Source organism: Streptomyces sp. NPDC059866 (assembly GCF_042731325.1).
Taxonomy (GTDB): Bacteria; Actinomycetota; Actinomycetes; order Streptomycetales; family Streptomycetaceae; genus Streptomyces; species Streptomyces flavusporus.
In genome coordinates this window covers 13,367-38,636 of the sequence record NZ_JBHWJT010000006.1, presented here as the reverse complement: position 1 = coordinate 38,636, position 25,270 = coordinate 13,367, and the positions used below count along the sequence as shown (strand labels likewise).

Sequence of the window (25,270 nt, the reverse complement as noted above, 5' to 3'; positions counted from 1 at the left end):
GCCGCCGCCAAGGGCTCTGCGGCCCTTGGCGGCGGGCCTCAGAACAGCGGCGCGAGCGCCCGTTCCAGGTCGGCCGGTGCGCGGAAGTGGACCGTCTGCATGCCCAGCGCGGCCGCGGCCGTCACGTTCTCCGGCATGTCGTCCACGAAGAGGCACCGGTCGAGCGCGGCGCCCGCCCGCTCGGCCGCCAGCCGGAAGGTGCGTGGGTCCGGTTTGGCGAGGCCGACGCAGGCGCTGCTGACGATGTCGTCGGCGAGGCCGGACAGACCGAGGGACGCGAGATCGGCCTCCAGGGCCACCGAGGCGTTGCTGAGCAGGACGAGCGGGACGTGCTCCCGCGCCCGGCGCAGCAGCGCCACCACCGTCTCGTCGGCGTGGAACGGCGCGTCCGCAAGGGCGTTGCCCAACTCGTGGGCGACGGGCTCGGGCACCAGCCCGGCGAGGCCCGCGACGATCGAGTGGACCCACTCCTGCGGGGTGATCCGCCCCAGCATCAGCGGCAGATCGGTCTCGGGCGCGAACGCCACCTTCATCGTGGTGCCCTCGGCCAGCCCCGCCGCCCGCTCCAGGGTGGTCAGCCGGGAGGGGTCGTAGAACCGGATCACGTTGTCGACGTCACAGAGCACCACGTCGAAGGGCCGTCTGCCCCCGGCGTCAGTCACCCGACACCGTGACCTTCTCGTCGTTGTTCAGCTGCTCGACGAGCGTCTTCACCTTGGCCTCGTCCCAGACGAGGTTGCCGCCGGACGAGCCGGAGATCGGCATGTTCATGGACTTGCCGTCCCCGCCGCTGACGCCCTTCATCGCCCAGAACATGTCGGCCAGGTCGAACAGGCCCATGTCCTTGTCGACGATGAGGGAGTCCAGGCCCGCGCCCATGGTCGGGTACAGCTTGAAGGGGTTGAGGACCGTGCCCGGGGTGGCCACCTGGTTGGCGAGGGCCGAGAGGAACTTCTGCTGGTTCTTCGTCCGGTCCAGGTCGGAGCCGGCCAGCGCGTACCGGGTGCGGACGAAGGCGAGGGCCTGCTCGCCGTTGAGGGTCTGCTTGCCCGCCTCGAAGTCGGCACCGGACTTCGTGTCCTTCATGCCGCCCTTGGGGATCTCGATCTCCACGCCGCCGACCGCGTCCACGATGTTCGCGAAGCCGGCGAAGCCGATCTCGACGTAGTGGTCGATGTGCAGGCCGGTGTTGGCCTCGACGGTGCGGACCAGCAGCTCCGGCCCGTCCTCGGCGTACGCGGCGTTCAGCTTCACATGCCGGCCCGTGCCCTGGTACGTCTTGCCGGACTCGGAGCCGACGAACGTCGGTATCTCCACGTCCGAGTCGCGCGGCAGCGAGATCAGCGTCGGCCCGTTGTCACCGGTGTGCAGGATCATCATCGAGTCCGTGCGCTTGCCCTCCGAGGACCCGGTGTGCAGCCTCTTCTTGTCCTCGGCGGACATGCCCGCACGGCTGTCGGAGCCGACGATGAGGTAGTTGGTGCCCTCGCCCTTCTCCGGCCGGTCGATGACCTTCGACAGGTCGACGTCGCGGTTGAGCTTGGAGTCGGCCCAGAAGTACGTGCCGACGAGCGTCACGACGAGCACGGTCACCACGGTGATCGACGTCACCTTGATCTGGCGCCGCCAGTTCGGCGCGGGGCGCGGCTCGTACATGCCCGCACCGTCGCCGGGCCCGCCGGGGCCGTGGCCGCCGTAGACCTGGCCGGTGTTGTAACCGCTGTCGTACGCGTCGTATCCCTGTCCGTCGACGTACGACGGCTGCTGCGGAACGCCGTACGGCGGTGCCTGGCCCCCGCCGGGCGGTGCCGCCGGGCCGCGCCGCACCTGGCGCATCACACGGGCGCCTTCAGGCTGTGCGCCTGTGCTGCCGCGCCCGTACCGGGTGCCGCGGTTGTCGTCGGACCATCCCTGGGACCAATCATTCATGCGCCCCAGTCTGCAGGTCGAGGCTGTGTGCGTTACAAGAGTCGGCGGAAAATCACAGCGCGGCTGTTGCGAAGCCGACACAAAATCACCGGAAGTCGCTTCGGCATAAGGTGGAGGCCATGACAGACCAGGCCAGCGCCCCGGAGCAGGAGACACCCAGCACTCCGGACATACCGGGCAGGCGCACCTCCGCTTCCCGGACCACCCTCAGCCACATCATGACCCACAACGACACCAACCTTCTGGGCACGGTGCACGGCGGGGTGATCATGAAGCTGGTCGACGACGCGGCCGGAGCGGTGGCCGGCCGGCACAGCGGCGGTCCCGCCGTCACGGCCTCCATGGACGAGATGGCGTTTCTGGAGCCGGTCCGCGTGGGCGACCTGGTCCATGTGAAGGCGCAGGTCAACTGGACCGGCCGTACCTCGATGGAGGTGGGGGTACGGGTCCTGGCCGAACGCTGGAACGAGTCCGCCCCGCCCACCCAGGTCGGCTCGGCCTACCTCGTCTTCGCCGCGGTCGACGCCGACGGCAAGCCCCGCCCGGTCCCGCCGGTGATCCCGGAGACGGAAAAGGACAAGCGCCGCTACCAGGAGGCCCAGATCCGCCGCACCCACCGCCTGGCCCGCCGCCGGGCCATCATGGAGCTGCGGGAGAAGCGCGCGGCCGAGGGCTTCGAGGACTGACGCGGCCCTACGAGCACCGCACCTCGTCCCCCCGCACCACCCCGGCCTCGCCCTGCCGGACGTCCGCCCCCCTGACCTTCCGTACCTCCCGGAAGTCCGTCCCGACGATCACCTTGAGCGTTGGCCCCTGCCCTTTGACCGCCCGCAGTCGGCTCCCGGGCAGGGCCGCCGCGAGCGACTTGGCGGAACGGTCCCACCGGGGGTCGTAGGAGATGACGGTCCGCGCGACCGACTGATTCCTCGCGTTCTTCGGCTGCCGCGTCGTGAGGAAGCCGGCCCGCGCCAGCGCCGTGTCGACGCGTTGGCCCAGCCCGGCCGTCCGCGTGCCGTTCTCCACCTGGACGCGGATCTGCTGCGGGGCCACGTCCACCTGCACCGCCGGGTCCTTCGGGCGCCCGGCGGCCAGTGGCTTGTCGTCGCGCAGCGCCTGGAAGAGCCGCCGGGACTTGACCGGGTCCCACTTCAGCGTCGAACCGATGCCTTTCACGGCGTACCCCATCTGCCCGATCGGGACGGTCGTGAACTCGGACGACGAGGGGGAGAAGTTCCGCATCGCCCGTCCGAGGTCGAGCAGTTCGTGCGCGCCGAACTCCTTGTCCGCCCGCACCGAGCCCAGCACCGCGCGGGTCACGTCGCGGAACTTCATCGGGTTCAGCAGCACCCCGGAGGAGGTCGCCCGGTCGATCAGCGCGGCCAGGAAGCGCTGCTGCCGTTGCATCCGCCCGAGGTCGGACGCCCCGTCGACATACCGGGCGCGTACGTACTGCAGGGCCCGCCCGCCGGTCAGCCTGTGGTTCCCGGCCCGCAGGTTCAGGCCGGTGTGGGTGTCCTTCAGCGGCCGGGCGGTGCAGATCTTCACGCCGCCGAGCACGTCCACCGTCTTCATGAAGCTGGTGAAGTCGACCTCCAGGTAGTGGTCGATCTTCACCCGGGTCATGTGCTCGACCGTGCGCACGGTCAGCTGCGGCCCGCCCTCCGCGTACGCCGCGTTCAGCTTGATTGGATGCGCCTTGTGCCGCTCACCGGTGGTGCGGTCGGTGTGCGCGGGCACCTCGGCGTAGGAGTCCCGCGGCAGACTCACCACGCTGGCCCGCTCCCGGTCCTCCGAGATGTGCACGATCATGATCGTGTCGGTGCAGTGGCAGGGGGCCCCGCCGAGCCGGTACCGGCGCCGCTCGGCCTCGGAGATCTTGTCCCGGCCGTCGGTGCCGACCACCAGCACGTTCATGCCGTGACCGGCCCGAGGCCGGTTCTTCATGTCCTTGAAGGGATCGACCCGGGCGAGGTCCGCGTCCAGGCTCGAGACCACCGCGTGCCCGATCCCGGCCGAGGCGAGGATCACCACGGACAGCGTGGTCACCGCCCGCATGGCCCAACGCGGCTTCCTCCGTCGTACGGGCGGCCGCACGGCGCGGCGCGACTCCGGCCGGCGCTGCGGCCGGACCGGGTACGGACGAGGCGGCGTTGCGGGCATGGGGGCACCTCCGCTGAAGCGGGAGCGGCGTAAATGGGATCATGAGCACCGTAGGCCCATACGATCTGTGGCCCGGTGCACCGACCCGGGCGGGGCGGCTCGCTGTCCCCCGTTCGCGGTAACGTGAGGCCCCTATGAACGCCAATCCCGACGTGCAGCTTCCCGCCGTGTCCGTCATCATGCCCGTCCTCAACGAGGAGCGGCATCTGCGCGGCGCCGTCCACGCGATCCTCGCCCAGGAGTACGCCGGCGAGATGGAGGTCGTGATCGCCCTCGGTCCGTCCACGGACCGCACGGACGAGATCGCCGCCGAGCTGGTCCGTGAGGACCCTCGCGTGCACACGGTCCCCAACCCGACGGGCCGTACGCCCGCGGCCCTCAACGCCGCGATCAAGGCTTCTCGGCATCCGATCGTGGTCCGCGTCGACGGCCACGGCATGCTCTCGCCGAACTACATCGCGACCGCGGTACGGCTCCTTCAGGAGACCGGCGCGCAGAATGTCGGCGGCATCATGCACGCCGAGGGCGAGAACGACTGGGAGCACGCGGTCGCGGCGGCCATGACCTCACGGATCGGCGTCGGCAACGCGGCCTTCCACACGGGCGGGGAGGCCGGTCCCGCCGAGACGGTCTACCTCGGCGTCTTCCGGCGCGAGGCGCTGGAGCAGCAGGGCGGATACAACGAGGAGTTCATCCGCGCCCAGGACTGGGAGCTGAACTTCCGCATCCGTGAGGCGGGCGGCCTGATCTGGTTCTCGCCGGAGCTGAAGGTGTCGTACCGGCCGCGGCCGAGCGTGCGGGCGCTGGCCAAGCAGTACAAGGACTACGGCCGTTGGCGGCACGTCGTCGCCCGCTACCACTCCGGCTCCATCAACCTGCGCTACCTCGCCCCGCCGACCGCGGTGTGCGCGATAGCCGCGGGCCTGGTCGCCGGTGCCGCCTTGACCCCGTGGGCCCTGGTGATCCCCGGCGGCTATCTCGCGGCGATCGCCCTGGGCTCCGTCCCGGCCGGCAAGGGCCTGCCTCTGAAGGCCCGCCTCCAGATCCCCGTGGCCCTCGCCACCATGCACATGTCCTGGGGCTTCGGCTTCCTCACCAGCCCCAAGTCGCTGGCGAGGAAGGTCATCGCCTCCCGGCGTCCGGCGGTCCGGGACTCCGCGACGGCGTGACGGCGTGACGGCCGAGGGGCGTACCGCCTGTGGCACGCCCCTCACCGGACAGGCCGCTACCAGCGGTACGGCTCGTACACGTCCATGCACTGGCCGCTGTCCGAGCCGTTGATCGCGTCGGCGGACTCGGGGATGTCGCCGGCCTTGGGGGCCGACTTCTTCGGGTAGCTGGTGCCGGTGCGCCAGTCGGCGCCCACGACGAGGGTGACCCCGGAGACGTCGGTCGACCTCTTCACCGAACTCAGCGGAATTCCCAGTGACTTGGCGATCCGCTGGGCGTCGCCCTCGAGTTCCGCGCTCGGGTAGCGGATGACGGTCTTCTCCTCGGAGAGGCCGCCCGTCAAGTCCGCCGCCGCCCTTGTGAAGCCCTTCTCCACCAGCAGCCCGGCCAGCTCGCTCGCGCGTCCGTCGACCGCGCCCTCGGCGTCGGACCGGGTGGCGTTCTGCACCAGGACGCCGATCTCGGCGTCGTCCGCCGCGGGGTCGCTGGACGCCTTCTCCGTGCCCGCCGTCTTCTTCGAGCCCGTCGCCTTGCCGTTCTTGTCGAAGGCCACGTCGTCGCGGAGCATCGCCCACACCTTCTCGGCGTCGGCGCCGGCCGGCACCACGTGGTTGGCGTCCAGCGGGTCCGGGACGTTCGGCATCGTCGTCATGGTGATGCGGTTCGTCGGCACCGTCTTGAGCTGCATGCCCAGGTCGTACAGCTTCTTGACCGAACCGATCTCCTCGGAGACCGTCAGCGAGTTCGTGGCCGCCTCGGCCAGGTCCATCAGCCGGCCCGTGTCGGTGAAGACGTTCTGATCCTTCAGCGTGCGGATCATCGAGTTCATGTACATGTGCTGGGCCCTGGCCCGCAGGAGGTCACTGCCCCAGGCATGGCGCGTGCGCAGCCACTGGAGCGCCTGCTTGCCCTTGACCTTCTTCGTGCCGGCCTTCATCTTCAGGCCGGAGCCGCCGCGGTCATACACGTTCTGGTTCACACAGACCTCGACCCCGCCGATGGCGTCCGCCATGCTCACGACGCCCGCGAAGTCGATCGTCATCCAGTGGTCGATGTAGACACCGGTGAGGTTCTGCCAGGTGGCCAGCGTGCAACCGGCTCCGCCGCGGGCCAGCGACGTGTTGATGATGTCGTTGGTCGCCGGATAGGTCTTGCCGGTCTCCGGGTCCGTGCACTTGGGGATGTCGACCCGGGTGTCGCGCGGGATGGTCACCACCGCGGCGCTCTTGCGGTCCGCGGACAGGTGGATGAGCATCTGCACGTCGCCCAGCGGGGGGTTGCCGCGGTTGTCCCTGCTGCCACCCAGCGCCACGTTCTCGTCGGAGTTACGGCTGTCGGAGCCGATCAGCAGGATGTTCAGCGGCGTCTGCCCGGCCGCGTTGGGCGCCGTCTTCTGCGCCTTCGAGTCGCCGCTGCTGCGCTGGCCTTTCTCGATGTTGCCGTTCAGGTGCCGGTAGTAGAGATAGCCCGCAGTCGCGGTGCCGAGTATCACCACCGCCAGGACCGTGGCCGACCAGCGCAGCACCCGCCGTCTGCGGGGCGGCCGTCCGGTGCGGCGACGCCCCCCGCCACCGTGCCTTCCGCCGGCCTCGGCCGCGTCCGTACCGCTCCCGGACCGCGGTGCGAGGGACATCGTGTCCTCCACCGCCGGCACGTCCCCGCGCACACCGCTTCGCGCCAACTGGCTGCCCTCCCACCCCTGCATACGAACACGGGTCCGCCCCGCGACAAGTCAGACGCACGACGGACCCGTTGGGTTACCCCCCAATTCACTACGCGGCGCACACGACCTTGTCCGCCGTGGACTTGTCGACGTCCGGCGCCTTCGTCGGAGCGGTGAGGGAGACGCCCGCATCCTTGAAGTCCTTGCCCAGTGTCAGCGTCATCGTGGGCAGGCCCTGGGCGTTGGTGACGCTCTCGCCGGGCTTCATCGCGGACCCCGAAAGACCCATGATGTCGGCCAGCCTGCGTGCCTGGTCCGCCTGGTCGGGCGCGTACTCCAGGGTGGTCTTGCTCAGTTCGGCGTCCGCGTTGCCGGCGTTCTCGGACTTGGTGACGCCCTCCTCGAGCTGCAGCCAGTTGAGGGTTTCCTGGGCGCTGCCGTCGGGGGCACCGGCGTTCAGGATCTGCACCCGCACCTCGGAGGGGTCGGCCTTGGTGCCCTTCAGCCGGGCGGCCACCGCGGCCTTCTCCTTGGCCTTCTGCTGCTTGACCTCGGTGAAGGAGACGTCGTTCTGGATCGCCTCGAAGACCTCGGAGGCCTGCGTCGGATGGGGCACGACCGTCGCCTTGACCGTTTCGGCCGGATTGTCCACCACCGGCACGGTCGTGAACGTCAGGTTCTTGGTGTCGAGCTTGCCCAGCTCCAGACCGAGGTCCTTCAGCTTGCCGATGCTGTCCAGCTGGGAGTCGACGGTCAGCGCCTCGGTGCCCGCCTCGGCCAGCTTCACCATCTTCGAGGGGTTGGTGAGCGTGTCGTTCGACTTCAGCTTGCGCATCAACGCGCTCAGGAACTGCTGCTGCAGGTTGATCCGGCTCAGGTCGCCGCCGGTGCCGACGGAGTGCCGGGTGCGGACGAAGGCGAGCGCCTCCTCGCCCTCGATCTCGTGTTCGCCGACCGGCAGGTTGAGCTTGGAGTCGGGGTCGTTGATGTCCTTGGCCAGGCACACCGTGACGCCGCCGACCGCCGTGGTCAGCGTCTTCACCGCGTTGAAGTCGGCGACCATGAAGTTGTCCGGCGTGATCCCGGTCAGCTCGGTCACCGTACGCATGGTGCAGCTGGGCGTACGGCCGCTCTGACCGAGGCTGGTGTTGAAGCGGACGCCCTGCGAGCCCGGGATGACCTCCTTGGTGCCGTCCTCCTGCGTCGTCGGGCAGTCCGGGATGTCCACGATCAGGTCGCGGGGGATGCTGAGCGCGGTCGCGTTGGAGCGGTCCTTGGAGACGTGCAGCAGGATCGTGGTGTCCGCGTGTCCGGGGCTGCCCGCGTCGCCGTAGGACTCGTTGCCCGCGCCGGTGCGCTTGTCCGTGCCGATCAGCAGGATGTTGATGGCCTTGTCCTTCTGGAAGCCACCGGTGCTCGCCCCGTCGTCCGCGACCGACGAGATGTTGTCGTTGAGGTGCTGGATGTAGAGGTACCCGGCGCCCGCCGCGGCGACCAGCACGAACGCCATCGCGCCGCCGGTCCACAGCACGACCTTCTTCGCCTTGGACGCCTTCTGCGCCGGCCGCCGCCCGCGCCGTCCCGGCGGTGGCTCGGCGGGCGCGCTGCGGCGCCTGCGCTGCGGCGGGATCTCACGGCTCGGTGCGTCCTGCGGCGGGCGGCCGGGTGTCGCCGTACGGCCGCGCGGTGTGCCGCCGCGGGGGGCGGATCTGCGAGGTCCGGGAACCGTCGACTGCGGTGCGGAAGGGCCCAGTCGCAGTTCGTATTCGCCGGTGTTCGGATTGAGCACCCACTGGTCTGCGGGATCGATGTTGTCCGCCCGCCCACGGCCTTGCGCGTCCACGGTTGTCTGAATCCTCCGTCGGGGCCACGCGGCGCCTTCCCCCTTCGAGGCGCTCGGTCTCGTACAAACCTCGTACACAGTGCGCGTCCCCCGGAAAAGGACTTCGTGGCCGGGAGTCGGGTGCACCGAAGCGCTCACACTATCCGCCCAGTTCAGCGTCAAGCGACGACGGTGACAAATTCCACGTCCCTACAACTGGGCAATCCGCCCATTTCCCGGAACGAAAGTTCGTCGGCTTGGTGAGTGCTTTACCGACAGTGGTCCTCATCGGCTGTACCCCCGCTGAAGGTGGGGGCCGGGGAAACCTCGGAATCGGCATACGGGCTGTAACCGTTCGACTCCGTATCGGCGTTGCCCTGGGTGTTCTCGCCGTAATCCCGCGCGAAGTTTCGGGCGACATCGACCGGAGCGTCGGATCGCAGTCGCTCGAAGAGTTGCTCCGCAGCGGGCTCCACCAGTTGGTCGCGATTGGAGTTGTGTGCATACGACTCCCGCGGAACCGTCAGAAACTGCACATTTTCGGTGGGGATGTCGCGTACTCCGCGCACGAGGTCGTACAGACCGCGCAGACTCGCCAGTCCCGGGTCCGTGGTGAGTGCGGATGTGGCCGCGTTCAGCAGGGGATAGAGCTTCACCGGGTTGAGCAGTACGTCGTTGCTGCGCACCTTCTTCACCAGTGCCGCGAGGAATCGCTGCTGACGCTCCATCCGGTCGGTGTCGCTGCCGTCGCCGAGGGACTTGCGGGCGCGGACGTAGCCGAGGGCCTGTTCGCCGTTGAGCGTCACGCGGCCGGCGGGCAACTGCAGCTTGGCGGCCTTGTCCCGGATCGGCTGGACCAGGCAGATCTGCACACCGTCGACGGCGTCGACCATCTTCTTGAAGCCGCTGAAGTCGATGACGGCGTGGTGGTCGACTCGAATGTCCGTCAGCTTCTCGACCGTTCGGATCGTGCAGGCCGAACCGCCCTTTTCGAAGGCGTAGTTGAACATCGCGAACGTGGGTTCGGTGCGGCTGCCGTCCGACCGCCGGCAGCTGGGTATGCCGACCATCAGGTCGCGGGGTATCGAAACGGCGGTGGCGCTGCGTCGCCCGGCTGACAGATGCAGCAGGATCGTGGTGTCCGACCGCTCGGTCCCGAGGTCGCGCCCGTAACGCCGGTTGTCGCCCGACCGGGAGTCCGACCCGATCAGCAGTATGTTCTGCGCGCCGTGCACCAGGGCGGTGGGCCGCTCCTTCTCGTACCGCGCGAGCTCCGCGGCGGCGGCCTCGTCGGGGGTGATGTTCCTGTTCAGCTTGGCGTAGAGCGCCCCTCCGGCGGCGACGGCCCCGATGGCGAGGAGGGCGATCCCGACGGACCCGTACCGCGCCCATCGGTGCCGTCGCCTGCGTATGAGCCCGGTCCCGGATGCGGACGCCCCGGCCTCCGGCCCCCGGGCTCTGTCGCCGCCCGCCGCCGGCGTGTCGTCGTCCGGACCTCCGGATGGCGTGCCTGCGGTGTCCGTCACGTCTGGATCCACCCCTCATGGCGTACGAGCGTGTACGAGCGAGTCGTGCATGTCGTGCTGCTCTTACGACCATGGCGCGGACGGGAGGGGGACGCGGGCGGGGGAGGGCCGAATGGGTGATGGGGGCGGGGGCGGCGCGGGTGGTGGCGGTGCGCTTGCGGGCCTCTCGGGTTCTCCTCCACCGTGGGCGCGACCAGCCGCGACGCACCCGCAGGAGGCGTACCGGACGTCCGGCGGAGCGCTCAGCGGGCCGTCGCCGTGACTCGTTCGCTTTCGATCCGCTTGGCCAGGGCCTCCTCGCCCAGCTCCGTCAGGTGACGGCAGAGCACCACGGAGCCGCCGGTGGCGAGCGGTGCGTAGAGCCCGGCGCTGAGGCCCTCCCAGGTGTCGTACGGCAGTGCGGACAGGATCCGCGAACCGGGCCCCGTCAGATCCAGCCCGGGCGCGTCGGTCAGCGCCCGCTCCACCACCTCGGCTCCCGTGTACTGCGCCCCGGCGACGATCAGCGCGGGCGCCTCCGGGTCGACCGGCGCGTACGGCGCGAAACGGTCACCGTGACTCGGCACGTCCACGGCGTAGTCGGCGTATCCCTCCGGCGGCACCGGAAAGCGGCGCCCCAGCGGTGCCAGCGACAGCGCGTACCGCTCCCCGCCGCATGCCAGCCCGTCCTCGAACCGACCGGGCCCGGCCACCACGAAGTCGGCCCGCGCCGGATCGCCGTCCATGTCCGCGAGGACGCCCACCGACGAACACGCCAGCAGCCACACCGCCGTCTGCCAGTGCGCGGGCAGCAGCAGTGCGACCCGGTCACCGGGCTCGGCGGACATCCCGTCCTGGAGGAGGTTGGCGGTCTTGGCCACCCAATTGGCGAAGGTGGCCACGGACAATTCGACACGTTCGCCCGTGGCGTCGTCGTAGAAGGTCACCAGGGGGCGCGCGGGATCCGCGGCGAGCGCGGAACGCAGCAGGTCGGCAGGGGTGCGATCGGTGGCGTTCACTCGCGCAAGCGTACGCGGGCGGCCGCCTGTGCATCGAGCGGCGGGGCTCACCGGTTCGGGCGAACGGGGCCCGACGGCGCGTCAATTCCCCAATGGACAGATTCATATGGATATGTCCAAGATCGGGGGCATGCGCAAACTCCTCGCTTCCTCGATAGGCGTCACCTGCGCCGCCGCACTCGCCCTCCCGATGACCCTGACCACGACGACGACGGCGACCGAGATATCAGGGCCGGCCGCTGGACCGGGCGCCGAGCCCGCGCGAGCCGCCGATCCCGGTATCCCCGGCAGCACCCAGTCGCTGCCCCTCGCCCCCCTCGCCGACGACCGCACCCTCGGCTCCGCACAGGGCCTGACCCCGCGGGACGTACGGCCCTTCTCGCTCGTCGGCGTCATCTGGGACGACCCCGACACCGAACTGCACGGCAGCGTCCAGGTCCGCACCCGTGCCACAGCCACCGGAGCCTGGTCCGGCTGGCAGGACGTCGAGACCCACAACGCCGACCACGCACCCGACCAGGGCTCGGACGAACGCACCTCCGGCCGCGTGCGCGGAGCCACCGCACCGTTGTGGGTGGGCGAGTCGGACGGAGTGGAGGTCCGCGTGCGGCCGGCCGACGAGCCCGCCGGGACCGCCCCGGCGCCCCTCCCCTCCGGCCTCCGCCTCGAACTCGTCGACCCGGGCTCCGAATCCACCGCCGAGGCCCCCGCCGGCGGCGCCCCCGCCGACCCTCCCGTGACCGAACCGCTGAGCCCGGACACGGCCGACGCATCCGCCCCCAACTCCGACCTCGCCCCGCTCGGCGCCGCCGAGATCCCGGCACTGGACCAGGCGCAGACACAGCACGAACTGCTCACCCTGCACGCCGCCGGGCTGACCGAAGAGCAGCGGGCCAATCCGTACATCGGCCCGCGCCCGCCCATCGTCACCCGCCGCGGCTGGGGCGCGGACGAGTCGCTGCGGGAGAAGGCGTTCCTCTACACGAAGCGGGTCAAGGCCGCGTTCGTGCACCACACGGCGACCGGCAACAACTACACCTGCGCGCAGGCCCCGTCCGTCATCCGCGGTATCTACCGCTACCACGTCGTGAGCAACGGCTGGCGGGACATCGGCTACAACTTCCTCGTAGACAAGTGCGGAAACATCTACGAGGGACGCGCCGGCGGCGTGGCCAACCCGGTCATGGGCGCCCACACCCTCGGTTTCAACAGCGACAGCGCGGGGATCGCCGTCATCGGCTCGTTCAACACCACCAGGCCCTCCGCCAACACGGTGACGGCCGTCAGTCAGCTGGCCTCCTGGAAGCTGGGCCTGCACGGAGGCAATCCCAGCGGCAAGACATACCTGAAGTCCGCCGGTGGCAATCTCTACGCAAAGGGCAAGAACGTACGACTGAACGTGATCTCCGGTCACCGGGACGGTTTCCTCACGGACTGCCCAGGAGGACTCCTCTACGGCAAGCTCGGCTCGATCCGCTCACAGGCGGCGCGCTTCCAGGGGCGGTCCTGAGGCCGCACGACACCGACGGCCGTCGAAGGAGCCGGACAACGGTCTGCATACACTGGCCGGCCGAAACACAGTTCGGCCGGTCCCGGCAGGAAGCAGAGACGACAGGTGACAGAAGCGATCCTCCTGGTCGGCGGCAAGGGCACCCGGCTTCGCCCGCTCACGGTGCACACGCCCAAGCCGATGGTCAGGGCGGCGGGGGTGCCGTTCCTCACGCATCAGCTGGCGAGAGCGAGAGCGGCGGGCGTCGAGCACATCGTGCTCGCCACGTCCTATCTGGCCCAGGTCTTCGAGCCGTACTTCGGTGACGGCTCGGACCTGGGGCTGCACATCGAGTACGTCACGGAGGAGGAGCCACTCGGCACGGGCGGCGCGATCCGCAACGTGGCCTCGCGGCTGCACTCCGGAGCCGATGACCCGGTCCTGATCTTCAACGGCGACATTCTCACCGGCCTCGACATCCGTGCCCTGGTGCGCACGCACCGGACGACGGGCGCGGACGTCTCCCTGCACCTGACGAAGGTGACCGATCCGCGGGCCTACGGCCTGGTCCCGACGGACGAGTCCGGTCGCGTCACCGCCTTCCTGGAGAAGCCGCAGACGCCGGAGGAGATCGTCACCGACCAGATCAACGCGGGGGCCTACGTCTTCCGCCGCTCGGTCATCGACACGATCCCGGCGGGCCGCCCGGTCTCGGTGGAACGCGAGACGTTCCCCGGCCTCCTGGCGGCCGGCGCCCACCTCCAGGGCATGGTCGACTCCACCTACTGGCTCGACCTCGGCACCCCGGCGGCCTTCGTCCGCGGCTCGGCGGACCTGGTCCTGGGCCGCGCCCCGTCCCCGGCGGTCCCCGGCCGCTGCGGCGACCGCCTGGTCCTGCCGACGGCAAGGGTGGCCCCCGACGCCAAGCTGGCCGGCGGCACGGTGGTCGGAGAGGGCGCGTTCGTCGCCGAGGGCGCGCGCATCTTCGGCAGCACGATCCTCCCCGGCGCCGTCATCGAACCCGGCGCCGTCATCACCGACTCCCTCATCGGCACCCGCGCCCGCATCGGCGAACGCTCCGTCCTCAGCGACACGGTCATCGGCGACGGCGCGGTCATAGGCCCCGACAACGAACTCCAGTCCGGCGCCCGAGTCTGGTGCGACGCCCAAATCCCAGCGGGGGCACTGCGGTTCTCGTCGGATCAGTAACGGGGGCGGGTGCTTGCGGGGCGCCGCGTCAGCCCGCGGGCGCGTGCCGCCCCCGTCAGTCCGCGGGCGCGTGCGGCCACCCGTCAGCCTGCGGGCGCGTGCCGCACCCCGCCGTCTCGTCAGTCCGCGGGCAGTCGTGCCGCCTGGGGCGGCACGGGTGGGCGCGGGCGGCACCCCGTCAGCGCCGGTCTGCGCGACCCACCCCGCGTCAGCCCCGACGCCGCGCCCCTACAACCGCCCGATATCCCCCCGCGGCATCCGCGGAGCCCTCCGCGGCGGCACCTTCCCGCTCAGCAGAACGAACCGAGCCGCCCGATGCCGCTGCCCCGCATACGGCTCCAGCAGCTCAAGCATCACCGCGTCGTCCGCATCCCGATTCCCGGCCAACGCCCACCCCACAATCCCCGGCAGATGCAGATCCCCCACGGTCACCGCATCCGCCGCCCCATGACTGCGCTGCACGGTTTCCGCCGACGTCCACGGCCCCACCCCCGGCACAACCTCCAACCGCGCCTGCGCGGCCCGGGCCTCCATCCCCACCGCCTCCTCCAGCCGCGCAGCAACCCGCACGGCACGCAGGATCGTGGACGCCCGCTTGTTGTCGACCCCGGCCCGATGCCACTCCCATGACGGAATCAGCGCCCACGTCCGCGGCGCCGGCATCACACACATCCGCCCCGGCACGGGCCCCGGCGCCGGCTCGCCGAACTTCCGCACCAGCAACCGCCACGCCCGATACGCCTCATCGGTCGTGACCTTCTGCTCCAGAATCGACGGAATCAACGACTCCAGCACCAATCCGGTCCGGGTCAGCCGCAACCCCGGCCGCCGATGCCGCGCCAGCGCCACGATCCGATGCCGCGGCGCGAAGACGGACGGATCGTCCGACGCCCCGAGCAGGTCGGGCAACTGCTCGAGCAGCCACTCCGCCCCCGGCCCCCACGCCTCCCCGCGTACTTCCCCACCCCGCACGGAAACCCGCAACGTCCCCGGCCCGACCGGCGTACGGCTGGCCCGCCACACCGACCCGTCCGGCATCGCCCGGAACGTCGGATCCCCGGGCCCGCGCCGCAACGGCCCGAGCACCAGCCCCAGATCCAGCGGCCCGTCCGGCACCAGGACCCGTACCCGCCCCGCCGCCGCCACCGCCTGCCGCGACACCCCCGCGGGCACGGCGACATCCCCACCACGCACGGTCGTACGCGTGGGCCGCGGAGCGAAACGTCCTGCCACGAAGAGTTCCCGGAGAAGAGAAGGAGGGGCCCTACGAGGGTAGGCGCCCACGGGGCATGGTCACCGCACTTCGCGCGGCCGCGAGGTCACCGCACCTCGATGAACGCTCCCGCATCCCGCTCCGCCCGCGGCTTCGGCTCCTGAGCCGGATGCCCGACCGCAACCGCCCCCATCGGATCCCACCCCTCCGGCAGCCCCAGCACCTCGCGCACGACATCCCGGCAGAACATCGTCGACGACACCCACGCCGATCCGAGCCGCTCCCCGGCCAGCGCCACCAGGAAGTTCTGTACGCCGGCCCCCGCGGCGACCACGAACATCTCCCGCTCGGCCCCGTCCCGCCGCGCGTCCCCATAGGTGTGCGACCCGTCCATGACGAGGCACGGCACGACCAGATACGGGGCGTTGCGCAGCACATCCCCGCGCCGCACCCGCTTGGTGATCGACTCCTCGCTCTTGCCGTCCCGGCGCAGGTCCGCGATCCACGCGTCCCGCATCGCGTCCAGCAGCTCGGTCCGCGACCGGGCCGACTCCAGCAGCACAAAACGCCACGGCGTCGTGTGGTGCGGCGCCGGCGCCGTGACGGCCGCGGCCACCGCCCGTCGTACCGCCCCGGGGTCGACGGGCTCGTCCGTGAAGGCCCGGATCGTACGCCGCTGGGTCACCGCCTCCCGTACCGCCTCCGACGTACCGAGCCGGAACATGTCGTCGCGCGCATCCCGTACCAAGGCTCGCGCCCCCTCTCCGTCCTCCTCGGCCACCAGCTGCGGCAGGCCGCGCACCACGGCGACGGGCAGCCCGGCGGCCTTGCCCTTGACCAGGTCGCCCGCGGCGGCGAGTTCGTCGGCCGTGGCGACGACGGTGGCGCTGAGCGGATTGCCCTGCGCGTCCGCGCCCCCGCGCAGATCGTCGACGACGCGCACACCGGCGGCGCCGATCGCCACGTCCGTGAGCCCCGCGCGCCAGGGCCGCCCGAAGGTGTCGGTGACGACGACCCCGACGTTGACGCCGAGGGCGTCGCGCAGCCCGCTCCGGATCGCGCGCGCGGACGCGTCCGGGTCCTCGGGCAGCAACAGCACCGTCCCGGCGGCGGTGTTGGAGGCGTCGACGCCGGCGGCGGCCATGACGAGGCCCTGCCGGTTCTCGACGATGCGCAGTGCGCCACGCCGTGCCACCACCCGTACGGTCTCGGCGTCGATCGCGGCCTCCCGATCGGTCGCCTCGACGATCCGGCCCTCCGCCTTGGAAACGATCTTCGAGGTGACGAGCAGGACGTCCCCGTCGGCCAGCCCCGGTTCGGCGGCGGCGATCAGCTTGGCGAGGTCGTCACCGGGCGCCACCTCGGGGAGCCCGGGCACGGCCCACACGCGGTAGCCGGCCTCACTCATGCGGCGCGCACCTCCTCCGCCAGCGCCAGCGCCTCGCGAGCCATCTGCGCGGCCGCGTCCTCGTCGGTCATCAGCAGCGGTACGGCCCGGCAGCGGATGCCGGCCGCCTCGACCCGCTGCACCGATTCCGCGTCCACGGTGTCGACGAGCCAGCCGTCGAGCAGCCCCGAGCCGTAGTGCTCGGCGACCGCGGCGGCCGTCGACTCCACCCCGACCGCGGCGAGCACCTTGTCGGCCATGCCTCGCACGGGCGCGTTCCCGATGATGGGGGACAGGCCGACGACCGGCACCCCGGCGTCGGCGATCGCCTCCCGGATGCCGGGCACGGCCAGGATCGTGCCGACCGACACGACCGGGTTGGACGGCGGGAAGAGGATGACGTCCGCCGCGGCGATCGCCTCCAGCACACCCGGGGCGGGCTTGGCCTGCTCGGCGCCGACCGGCACCACCGCCTCGGCCGGGACGGAGGCCCGCAGCCGCACCCAGTACTCCTGGAAGTGGATCGCCTTGCGCTCGCCGTCCATCGAGACGGCGACATGGGTCTCGACCCGGTCGTCCGTCATGGGGATGAGCCGCACCCCTGGCTTCCACCGGTCGCAGAGGGCCTCCGTCACCGCACTCAGCGGATACCCGGCGCCGATCATCTGCGTCCGCACGATGTGCGTGGCGAAGTCCCGGTCGCCCAGCCCGAACCACTCGGGCCCGACGCCGTACGCCGCGAGCTCCTCCTTCAGATGGAAGGTCTCGTCGGCCCGCCCCCAGCCCTGCTCCTCGTTGATGCCGCCACCGAGCGTGTACATCACCGTGTCGAGGTCCGGACAGACCTTCAGCCCGAAAAGGTGGATGTCGTCCCCGGTGTTGCCGATGACGGTGATGTCCGCGTCCGGCACGGCCCGCTTCAGACCACGCAGGAACCGGGCACCGCCGATGCCGCCTGCCAAGACCACAATGCGCATTGAAACAGTGTGTCAGCCGTCGGGCTGACTCGTTGAGGGGTGGTGGTCGGGTGACGGGTGGGCAAGTGTTGCGGGCGGGTACGACAGCGTGGCGCCCGGTTACGGGACCTGGCCGACGGCCGTGCACTGGGGGATGTGCATCGGCATCTCCGTGAGCCCCGGGTAGTAGACGTGCAGACTGACGGCGGCCTCCAGCGCGTCGTTGACCACCTCGTGCACGTACCCCGGCGCGAACACCCGCTGTGCCCCCGCCCCCAACGCGCGCGTGCCGCGCTCCGTCCGCTCGGTCAGCGTGCCCTCCAGGACGGTCAGGACGCCGGAGGAGGGGCCGTGGTCGTGCAGGCCGCTGCCCTGACCGGGCACCCAGGACAGCAGCCACACCTCGTAGCCGGGGCCGGTGCGCAGCCGGTGGTACCAGCGGCTGGTCGCGTCGTACCGGACGAGGTGCTCCCACTGGGAGCGGTCGGCGGCGATGGCGCGGGCCAGGCCGACGAACTCGGCAACCGTGGCCGGGTGCTCGCGCGGAGCCTGGAGCAGGTGCGGGACCTCGAGGATGTCGCCGGCGATCTGGAGGTCGCTGTCGCTGTTCATGGGATGCGGTGTTCCTCGGCGGAAGAGAGAGGACTGGCGGGGTGTCGCGTACCGTCCGCCCGGGTCACGGGCGAGGTGGACGTGCCCTGGTGGGGCTTCACGGGGAAACAGCGGTCGGGTCGCGGTGGACTCGACGGCAGCCGGAGCGCGTTCGGCTCAACAGCTGGAACAGCAACAACAGCTACAGCGAGCGTGGGCAGCACCGAGGGACCCGGCGGAGCGGGTCGCGGTGGGCGCCAAGTTCGCGAGCATGCCCACAAGAACAGCGGTTCACACCCCCACTGTCAACTCGACGCCCGGAATGTGGGACATGGTTCACCTCATCCGGTTCATCTCTCAGGTGAAAGGTTTGTTCACGGGCCCACCGGGACACATGGCGCACAACCGGGCGCACAAGCCTCGTTGCGATCCCGTGATCCGACTGTGATCCGGTTCTCTTCGTCGCGCGTGCCGGAACGAGATCGAACCTGTGAGCGTCCTTCTCCGTACAGGTCCCGTGCGGAGCGGGAAGCCTCGGGGGTCCGATCTGCGTGTCAAGGTTTATGGCGATTTGAACACTTTCCGCACGACCTTGGTTCCGCAGAGTGAATAAGGGGCTCAATAGCAGATCTCGGCTTGACTCGCCCGGAGCAGCACACTTGTAATTTCACTCGTGTCGTTCAGCCGAAATCGGTAACGGCTACATCACGGGGACGTGAAAGACAGACGAGGGGCGCACATGACCGAGCTGGTGCAGCAACTGCTGGTCGACGACGCGGACGAGGAACTCGGCTGGCAGGAGCGCGCGCTGTGCGCCCAGACCGACCCTGAGTCCTTCTTCCCCGAGAAGGGCGGCTCGACCCGCGAGGCCAAGAAGGTCTGTCTCGCCTGCGAGGTCCGCTCCGAGTGCCTCGAGTACGCCCTCGCCAACGACGAGCGCTTCGGCATCTGGGGCGGTCTGTCCGAGCGTGAGCGGCGTCGGCTGAAGAAGGCGGCCATCTGACCGAACGGCATGCATCTACTGCGTACATAGAGGGCGAACGGTCCGTCGCGGGTGGGTTGTCCACAGGCGGCGGGCCGTCGTCATGGCCAGCCGATAGTGTGGTCGCTCGTCCGAGACACCCCGCTGCCCCCAGTGGGCACAGGTGTCCACCGCAGTCCACCGAACCGGGGCCCGTACCTCGATGTCCGTCCACAGCCACACGGCAGCCAGTCAAGATGTCGCTGCCACGGCGGGATTCGACCCGACCCGCCCACCAGAGTTTCCGCGTCACGTGGTGACGGCGGTGCTCGTCTCCCATGACGGCGCCCGCTGGCTGCCCGACGCGCTCGCCGGGCTGCTCGGCCAGGAGCGGCCCGTTCAGTACGCCATGGCGGCCGACACCGGCAGCGCCGACGACTCAGCCCAGCTGGTCACCGACGCCCTCGGCCCCGACCGCGTGCTCCACCTCGCCCGGCGTACCGGCTTCGGCCAGGCCGTCGAGGAGGCCAACCGCACCGCCCCCGACCTCACGCCGGAGGAACTGCCGTACCTGAAGCGGCCGAGCGGCTGGGACCCCGTCACGCGCACGTGGCGCGACGACGCGTACGACATGCCCGAGCTCCCGCACGGGGAGCCGGTGCAGTGGCTGTGGCTGCTGCATGACGACTGCGCCCCCGAGCCCGACGCGCTCGCACAGCTGCTGCGGGTCGTGGAGAACGAACTCGAACTGGGCCGCGACGACGTGGCTGTCGTCGGCCCCAAGCTCCGCGGCTGGTACGACCGCCGGCAGCTCCTCGAGGTCGGCGTCACCATCGCCAACTCCGGCCGCCGCTGGACCGGCCTGGACCGCCGTGAGCAGGACCAGGGACAGCACGACCACGTACGGCCCGTGCTGTCCGTGTCCACCGCCGGCATGCTGATCCGACGCGACGTCTTCGAACAACTCGGCGGGTTCGACCGCCGACTGCCCCTCATGCGCGACGACGTCGACCTGTGCTGGCGCGCACACGCCGCCGGTCACCGGGTCCTCGTCGCCCCGGAGGCGGTCGTACGACACGCCGAGGCGGCCTCCCGTGAGCGCCGGACCGTCGACTGCGTGGGCCGGACGTCGGCGTCCCCGCACAAGGTCGACAAGGCCGGCGCCGTCTACACCCTGCTGGTCAACACCCGTACGGCCACGCTGCCCTGGGTACTGCTGCGCCTCGTCCTGGGCACGCTGCTGCGGACCGTCGCCTACCTCGTCGGCAAGGTCCCCGGGCAGGCGGTCGACGAGATCCGCGGTCTGCTGGGTGTGCTGCTGCGGCCCGAGCGGATCATCGCGGGCCGCCGCAGACGCGGCCGTCCGGAGATCGACAAGGGCGAACTGCGGCCGCTGTTCCCGCCGCCCGGCGCGACCGTGCGGGCCACCGTCGAGCAGGTGGCGAGCAGTGTCGTCGGCCGCTCCGACCCGGAGGTCGCCGGCGGCGCCGGACGGCACGGTGGCGCGGTCGAGTCCGGACCCGGCGGCGACGACGCCGACTTCCTGGAGATCGAGCAGTTCGCACGCCTGAAGCGCATCGCCCGCAATCCCGGCCCGATGCTCTTCCTGGTGCTGCTGTTCGTCTCGCTGGCCGCCTGCCGCGAACTCCTCGGCGGCGGCGCCCTCGCGGGCGGCGCCCTGCTGCCCGCCCCCGCGGACTCGAGCGAGCTGTGGTCGCGTTACCTCGACTCCTGGCACCCCGTCGGCGCCGGTGGTGACGCGTCCGCACCGCCGTACCTCGCGCTCGTGGCGATGCTGGCCTCCACGCTGTTCGGCTCCACCGGGCTCGCGGTCACCGTCCTGCTCGTCGGCTCGGTGCCGCTGGCCGGCTTCACCGCGTACTTCGCCTCCCGCCCGCTCGTCGAGTCCCGGCTGCTGCGCGCCTGGGCGGCCGTCGTGTACGCCTTCCTGCCCGCCGCCACCGGCGCCCTCGCCGGCGGCCGCATCGGCACCGCCGTCCTCGCCGTGCTGCTGCCGCTCGTCGCGCGCGCGGGCGTCGCGGCGAGCGGCCTGGCGAACGCCTCGGGCGCGCGCGGCAGTTGGCGCGCCACCTGGGCCTACGCGCTGCTGCTGACGATCACCACCGCGTTCACGCCGATCGTGTGGCCGGTCGCGCTCGTCCTCGGCATCGGGCTGCTGGCCGTGCGCCGGGGCGACATCACCGCCTACGGCCTGCGCTTCCTCGCCCAGCTGGGCACACCCCTGCTGGTCCTCGCGCCCTGGTCGCTGTCGCTGCTGCCGTTCGGCTTCTTCCAGGAGGCCGGCCTTGAGTACGGCGCCTCGGCCGCCTCCGCCCTCGATCTGCTCGGCGCCAGTCCCGGCGGGCCCGGCACGGTCAGCGGACTGATGCTCATCGGCATCGTGCTGGCCGCGCTGGCCGCCCTGATGCGCACCGAACGTCAGTCGGGCATCTGGACGGCCTGGGCGGTCGCCCTGGTGGGTCTGGTCCTCGCCGTCCTGTCGAACGGCTCCGCCTGGGCCGGCCCGGCCACGCTCGTCTACGGCATCGCCCTCCTCGCGGCCGCCGTGATCGGCGCCGAAGGTGCACGCACGCGGGTCGCCGAGCAGAGCTTCGGCTGGCGCCAGCCGGTCGCCGCGCTGATCGCCTTCGCCTCGGCCGCGGGCCCGCTGCTCGTCGCCGCCGGCTGGATGATCCGCGGCGCCGACGGGCCGCTGGAGCGCCGCGACCCGGTGCAGGTGCCCGCGTTCGTCGCCGAGGAGAGCAACACCCGCGACCAGGCCCGCACCCTCGTCCTCGACAGCGACTCCACCGCGCACGTCGGCTACACCCTGGTCCGTGGCTCCGGCGCCCGCCTCGGCGACGCCGAACTCGCCGCGTCCGACGGGGACAACGCCGCGCTCGACAAGGTCGTCGCCAACCTCGTCGCCGGCTCCGGCGCCGACCAGGCCGACCAGCTCGGTGGCTTCGCGGTCCGCTACGTCCTCGTCCACAAGGGTGCACCCCGCGAGGTCAGCCGCGTCCTGGACGCCACACCCGGCCTGAGCCGGCTCAGCCAGCAGGACGGCAGCGCCCTGTGGCGCGTCGACCGCCAGGTCGCCCGCGCGGCCATCGTCCCGGCCTCAGGCTCGGGCGACCCGCAGCCCGTCGCCGCCGGTCCGGTCGAGATCCACACGACCGTCCCGGACGGCTCCGAGGGCCGGACCCTGCGCCTCGCGGACACCGCGGCCGCCGGCTGGACCGCCACCCTCGACGGCAAGCCGCTCACCCGCACCACGGTCGACGGCTGGGCCCAGGGCTTCGAACTCCCCGCCACCGGCGGCACGCTGGACGTCACCTACGAGGACCCGATCGGCCACACCGCCTGGCTGTGGGCGCAGGGCCTCCTCGCCGTCGTCCTCGTCGTGCTCGCCCTCCCCGGCCGGCGCCGCGACATCGACGACGACCTCCCCGAGGAGCCGGCGATCCCCGCACAGGCCGTCGCCGGCGAGGGCCGCCGTGCCCGCCGCCTGCGCGCCCAGGCCGAGGCCGAAGAGGCAGGCCAGGCCGAGGATTCCCCGTCCCCCGAACAGGAGGGGACACCGGTGGCCGTTCCGCAGCAGCAGCCCTACGGCATGGGGGTGCCCCCGGGCGAGCACATTCGAGCCCGGGGGAGGGACACGGCGAGCTACGCGGGCGCCGAGTACGGCACCTACGGCGGCGAGCAGTACCAGGACGCCGGTCAGCAGTACGCGGCGGGCGGGTACGGACAGTCGTACCCGACGGACCAGTACCCGGCGGATCCGTACCAGGGCGGCCAGTACGACCCGTACGCGTACGACGGCTCGTCGCAGACCAGCGGATACGACCAGGCGTACGGCCAGTCCTACGACGAGACGTACCCGCAGGGCTACGACCCGGCGTACGACCGGACGCAAGCGCACCGCGGGCAGGACAACGGCAGTGAGCGCCCCGACGGGAGTCAGCAGTGAACCGCACCACCCTGTCCCTGATCGCCGGCGTGACCGCGCTCGCCGCCGTCACCGGATTCGCCGCGCTGTCCGCCCCGGACCCCACCGGCACGGACACCGCCAAGGCGGCCGCCGAGCTGCCTGTGGAGCGCACCAGCCTGCTGTGCCCGGCACCCAGCACCTCCGACCTCGCCGAGACGACGTACACGTCCTTCACACCCGTCACCAAGGGCGCGGCGAGCGACGGCAAGGCCGAACTCCGCTCCGCGACCCGGGAGTCCGAAGAGGGCGACAAGAAGGGCAAGGACGACAAGCCGGTGCTGGAGCCGAAGGAGCCCGGCAAGCCCGTCTCCGGTGACACCTCGGGAGGCGACTCGCCCGCGCTGATCGGTACCGCGGAGGGGAAGTTCGCGCCAGGCTGGACCGTGCAGGAGACCACGGAGGTCGCCGCAGGCGCGGGCCGGGGACTGCAGGGCATCAACTGCTCCGCACCGGACACCGAGTTCTGGTTCCCGGGCGCGAGCACCGCCGACGGCCGCACGGACTACGTCCATCTGACCAACCCGGACGACTCCGCCGCCGTCGTCGACATCGAGCTGTACGGCAAGGACGGGGCGCTGGAGTCCACGGTGGGCGAGGGGATCACGGTCGCGCCGCAGGCCGACGAGCCGATCCTGCTGTCGACGCTGACCGACGCCGAGGAGACCGACCTCACGGTGCACGTCAACGTCCGCAGCGGACGGGTCGGCGCCGCCGTCCAGGCGTTGGACGACGAGCTCGGCGGCGACTGGCTGGCCGCGGCGACGGACCCGGCCGACAGCCTGGTGCTGCCGGGCATCCCGAAGGACGCCACGTCCGTCCGCCTGATCGCCTTCACGCCCGACGACGCCGACGCCGACCTGAAGGTGCGGCTCGCCTCGCCGTCGGGCCTGATCACGCCCGCCGGGCACGAGACGCTGCACGTGAAGTCGGGCATGACAACGGCGGTCGACCTCGCCGACGTCACGCGCGGCGAACCCGGATCGCTGGTCCTGACGCCGACGGACCGGGCGGTGCCGGTGGTGGCGGCGGTTCAGGTGGTGCGCGGCAAGGCGGGCTCCCAGGAAACGGCGTTCATCCCGGCCACGCGTCCGGTGGGCACGCGCGCGACGTCCGCCGGCAACACCGGGAAGGGCGCCACGCTGTCCCTGGCCGCGCCGGGGGAGACGGCGCAGGTCAAGGTCACCGCGTCGGCGGGCGCGGAGGGCGGTACGGCTGCTTCCGAGACGTACACGATCAAGTCCGGCACCACCCAGGACGTCGACCTGCCGGTGCCGAGCGGCCTGAAGGGCACGTACGCGCTGACGGTCGAGCCCGTCTCGGGCGGCCCGGTGTACGCATCCCGGACGCTCGCGGAGACGCAGGGCGGTGTGCCGGCGTTCACGGTGCAGACCCTCCCGGACGACCGGGGGACGGTGGAGGTGCCGGAGGCGGAGCAGGATCTGTCGGTGCTGCAGAAGTAGCGCGACGACAGCGTTCAGTCCTCGCCGTACCGCGGGTCCACGGTCTCCGGCGTCAGCCCGAGCAGCTCGGCGACCTGCTCGACGACGATCTCGTGCACGAGTGCGGCCCGCTCGTCCCGCCCCTTGGTGCGGATCTCGACGGGCCGCCGGTAGACGACCACGCGCGCGGGATTCCCCTCGCGCGCGGGAACCGTGCCGCCGAGCGGAACCGCCTCGTCGTTCCAGGCCTGCCCGGGCCCGTCCAGCCGCGGTACTTCGAGGACGAGGAAATCGATGTCGGCGAGTTGCGGCCATCGCCGCTCCAGGCGCTCCACGGAGTCCTGCACCAGGTCCGCGAACGCCTCGGCGCGGCTCGCCGCGAGGGGCACCTGCGGCGGGGCGATCGGCCCGCGCATGCCCCGGCCGTGGCGATCACGACGGCGCGGCCCGGGGCCGGTGGCACGGGGTGGTACTCGGTTGTCCATCACTGGTGAAGGGTAGTCCTCGCGGGCAGTGCGCGCCCGGGCCCCACGCGGCGTCCGGGACCCCCGTCGGCCCCCGGGACGGCATGTCGACAGATGACCATTCCAGCCAAGGTTGGGCTCGATTCTGTATCCCTCCAAGACCGGCGATCACTAGGCAATTGATGGCGTTTGTGTGGAGTGTTGACCGTTTCCGGGATCGTTCGACATCCCGGAAAGCGGCGTTCGCGCAGGTCAGCCCGGCGGGTCGGAAGGGGCGTGTGGGGCGTTTCACAACACGACAC

Annotated in this window: 19 protein-coding genes; 7 read left to right on the top strand and 12 right to left on the bottom strand. The window is 71.3% G+C overall.

What is annotated here, in order from left to right:
• Window positions 1-38: 38 nt before the first annotated feature.
• Both ACFV7R_RS10645 and ACFV7R_RS10640 read right to left on the bottom strand, forming a co-directional pair.
• Entirely contained in the window at window positions 39-662 is a 624-nt protein-coding gene (locus ACFV7R_RS10645; RefSeq protein WP_385262219.1) for an HAD family hydrolase, read from the bottom strand.
• Window positions 655-1,929: an LCP family protein gene (locus tag ACFV7R_RS10640; RefSeq protein WP_385262218.1), complete on the bottom strand. Its 1,275-nt coding sequence runs from the start codon at window positions 1,927-1,929 to the stop codon at window positions 655-657. Before ACFV7R_RS10640 ends, ACFV7R_RS10645 begins: the two co-directional genes overlap by 8 nt.
• A gap of 119 nt (window positions 1,930-2,048) precedes the next feature.
• Here ACFV7R_RS10640 and ACFV7R_RS10635 point away from each other — a divergent pair, with 119 nt between their 5' ends.
• A complete protein-coding gene (locus ACFV7R_RS10635; RefSeq protein WP_385262216.1) occupies window positions 2,049-2,615 on the top strand; it encodes an acyl-CoA thioesterase in 567 nt (188 codons plus the stop codon).
• Between the two features lie 7 nt (window positions 2,616-2,622).
• Here the strand turns inward: ACFV7R_RS10635 and ACFV7R_RS10630 are convergent, their stop codons facing one another.
• Window positions 2,623-4,089: an LCP family protein gene (locus ACFV7R_RS10630; protein WP_385262215.1), complete on the bottom strand. Its 1,467-nt coding sequence runs from the start codon at window positions 4,087-4,089 to the stop codon at window positions 2,623-2,625.
• Window positions 4,090-4,223: 134 nt separating this feature from the next.
• On the opposite strand from ACFV7R_RS10630, the gene ACFV7R_RS10625 reads away from it, so the two are divergent.
• Window positions 4,224-5,258 (top strand): glycosyltransferase family 2 protein, encoded by a 1,035-nt coding sequence (locus ACFV7R_RS10625; protein ID WP_385262212.1) that lies wholly within the window; start codon window positions 4,224-4,226, stop codon window positions 5,256-5,258.
• 56 nt (window positions 5,259-5,314) lie between these two features.
• On the opposite strand, the gene ACFV7R_RS10620 is transcribed toward ACFV7R_RS10625, so the two are convergent.
• The 4 genes from ACFV7R_RS10620 to ACFV7R_RS10605 form a co-directional block, all read right to left on the bottom strand.
• Complete coding sequence (locus ACFV7R_RS10620; protein WP_385262211.1) at window positions 5,315-6,892, bottom strand: LCP family protein; 1,578 nt, start codon at window positions 6,890-6,892, stop codon at window positions 5,315-5,317.
• A gap of 139 nt (window positions 6,893-7,031) precedes the next feature.
• Entirely contained in the window at window positions 7,032-8,765 is a 1,734-nt protein-coding gene (locus ACFV7R_RS10615; protein ID WP_385262209.1) for an LCP family protein, read from the bottom strand.
• A gap of 248 nt (window positions 8,766-9,013) precedes the next feature.
• Complete coding sequence (locus ACFV7R_RS10610) at window positions 9,014-10,270, bottom strand: LCP family protein (protein ID WP_385262207.1); 1,257 nt, start codon at window positions 10,268-10,270, stop codon at window positions 9,014-9,016.
• A gap of 242 nt (window positions 10,271-10,512) precedes the next feature.
• Window positions 10,513-11,268: a TIGR03089 family protein gene (locus ACFV7R_RS10605; protein WP_385262206.1), complete on the bottom strand. Its 756-nt coding sequence runs from the start codon at window positions 11,266-11,268 to the stop codon at window positions 10,513-10,515.
• 112 nt (window positions 11,269-11,380) lie between these two features.
• Between ACFV7R_RS10605 and ACFV7R_RS10600 the strand changes: the two genes are divergently transcribed.
• Entirely contained in the window at window positions 11,381-12,778 is a 1,398-nt protein-coding gene (locus tag ACFV7R_RS10600) for a peptidoglycan recognition protein (protein WP_385262205.1), read from the top strand.
• A gap of 105 nt (window positions 12,779-12,883) precedes the next feature.
• Window positions 12,884-13,966 (top strand): sugar phosphate nucleotidyltransferase, encoded by a 1,083-nt coding sequence (locus tag ACFV7R_RS10595; RefSeq protein WP_385262203.1) that lies wholly within the window; start codon window positions 12,884-12,886, stop codon window positions 13,964-13,966.
• 228 nt (window positions 13,967-14,194) lie between these two features.
• Here the strand turns inward: ACFV7R_RS10595 and ACFV7R_RS10590 are convergent, their stop codons facing one another.
• From ACFV7R_RS10590 to ACFV7R_RS10575, 4 genes are all read right to left on the bottom strand, one after another.
• On the bottom strand, window positions 14,195-15,199 hold the full coding sequence (locus tag ACFV7R_RS10590; protein WP_385262201.1) for a DNA-3-methyladenine glycosylase family protein: 1,005 nt from the start codon (window positions 15,197-15,199) through the stop codon (window positions 14,195-14,197).
• An 86-nt stretch (window positions 15,200-15,285) separates the two neighbouring features.
• The gene (locus ACFV7R_RS10585; protein WP_385262198.1) at window positions 15,286-16,587 is read right to left on the bottom strand and encodes a coenzyme F420-0:L-glutamate ligase; all 1,302 of its coding nucleotides are present in this window, start codon (window positions 16,585-16,587) and stop codon (window positions 15,286-15,288) included.
• The gene (gene cofD, locus ACFV7R_RS10580) at window positions 16,584-17,543 is read right to left on the bottom strand and encodes a 2-phospho-L-lactate transferase (RefSeq protein ID WP_385262196.1); all 960 of its coding nucleotides are present in this window, start codon (window positions 17,541-17,543) and stop codon (window positions 16,584-16,586) included. The genes ACFV7R_RS10585 and cofD overlap by 4 nt, the downstream gene beginning before the upstream one ends.
• A gap of 99 nt (window positions 17,544-17,642) precedes the next feature.
• Window positions 17,643-18,134 carry a cysteine dioxygenase gene (locus ACFV7R_RS10575; protein ID WP_385262194.1) on the bottom strand — a complete coding sequence of 164 codons (492 nt, stop codon included), beginning with the start codon at window positions 18,132-18,134 and terminating at the stop codon, window positions 17,643-17,645.
• A 718-nt stretch (window positions 18,135-18,852) separates the two neighbouring features.
• On the opposite strand from ACFV7R_RS10575, the gene ACFV7R_RS10570 reads away from it, so the two are divergent.
• From ACFV7R_RS10570 to ACFV7R_RS10560, 3 genes are all read left to right on the top strand, one after another.
• Window positions 18,853-19,116 (top strand): WhiB family transcriptional regulator, encoded by a 264-nt coding sequence (locus ACFV7R_RS10570; protein WP_010986447.1) that lies wholly within the window; start codon window positions 18,853-18,855, stop codon window positions 19,114-19,116.
• 181 nt (window positions 19,117-19,297) lie between these two features.
• On the top strand, window positions 19,298-23,044 hold the full coding sequence (locus tag ACFV7R_RS10565; RefSeq protein ID WP_385262191.1) for a glycosyltransferase: 3,747 nt from the start codon (window positions 19,298-19,300) through the stop codon (window positions 23,042-23,044).
• The gene (locus ACFV7R_RS10560) at window positions 23,041-24,525 is read left to right on the top strand and encodes a DUF5719 family protein (RefSeq protein ID WP_385262189.1); all 1,485 of its coding nucleotides are present in this window, start codon (window positions 23,041-23,043) and stop codon (window positions 24,523-24,525) included. The genes ACFV7R_RS10565 and ACFV7R_RS10560 overlap by 4 nt, the downstream gene beginning before the upstream one ends.
• Window positions 24,526-24,539: 14 nt before the next feature.
• On the opposite strand, the gene ACFV7R_RS10555 is transcribed toward ACFV7R_RS10560, so the two are convergent.
• Window positions 24,540-24,989: a metallopeptidase family protein gene (locus ACFV7R_RS10555; RefSeq protein ID WP_129800081.1), complete on the bottom strand. Its 450-nt coding sequence runs from the start codon at window positions 24,987-24,989 to the stop codon at window positions 24,540-24,542.
• Between the last annotated feature and the right edge of the window lie 281 nt (window positions 24,990-25,270).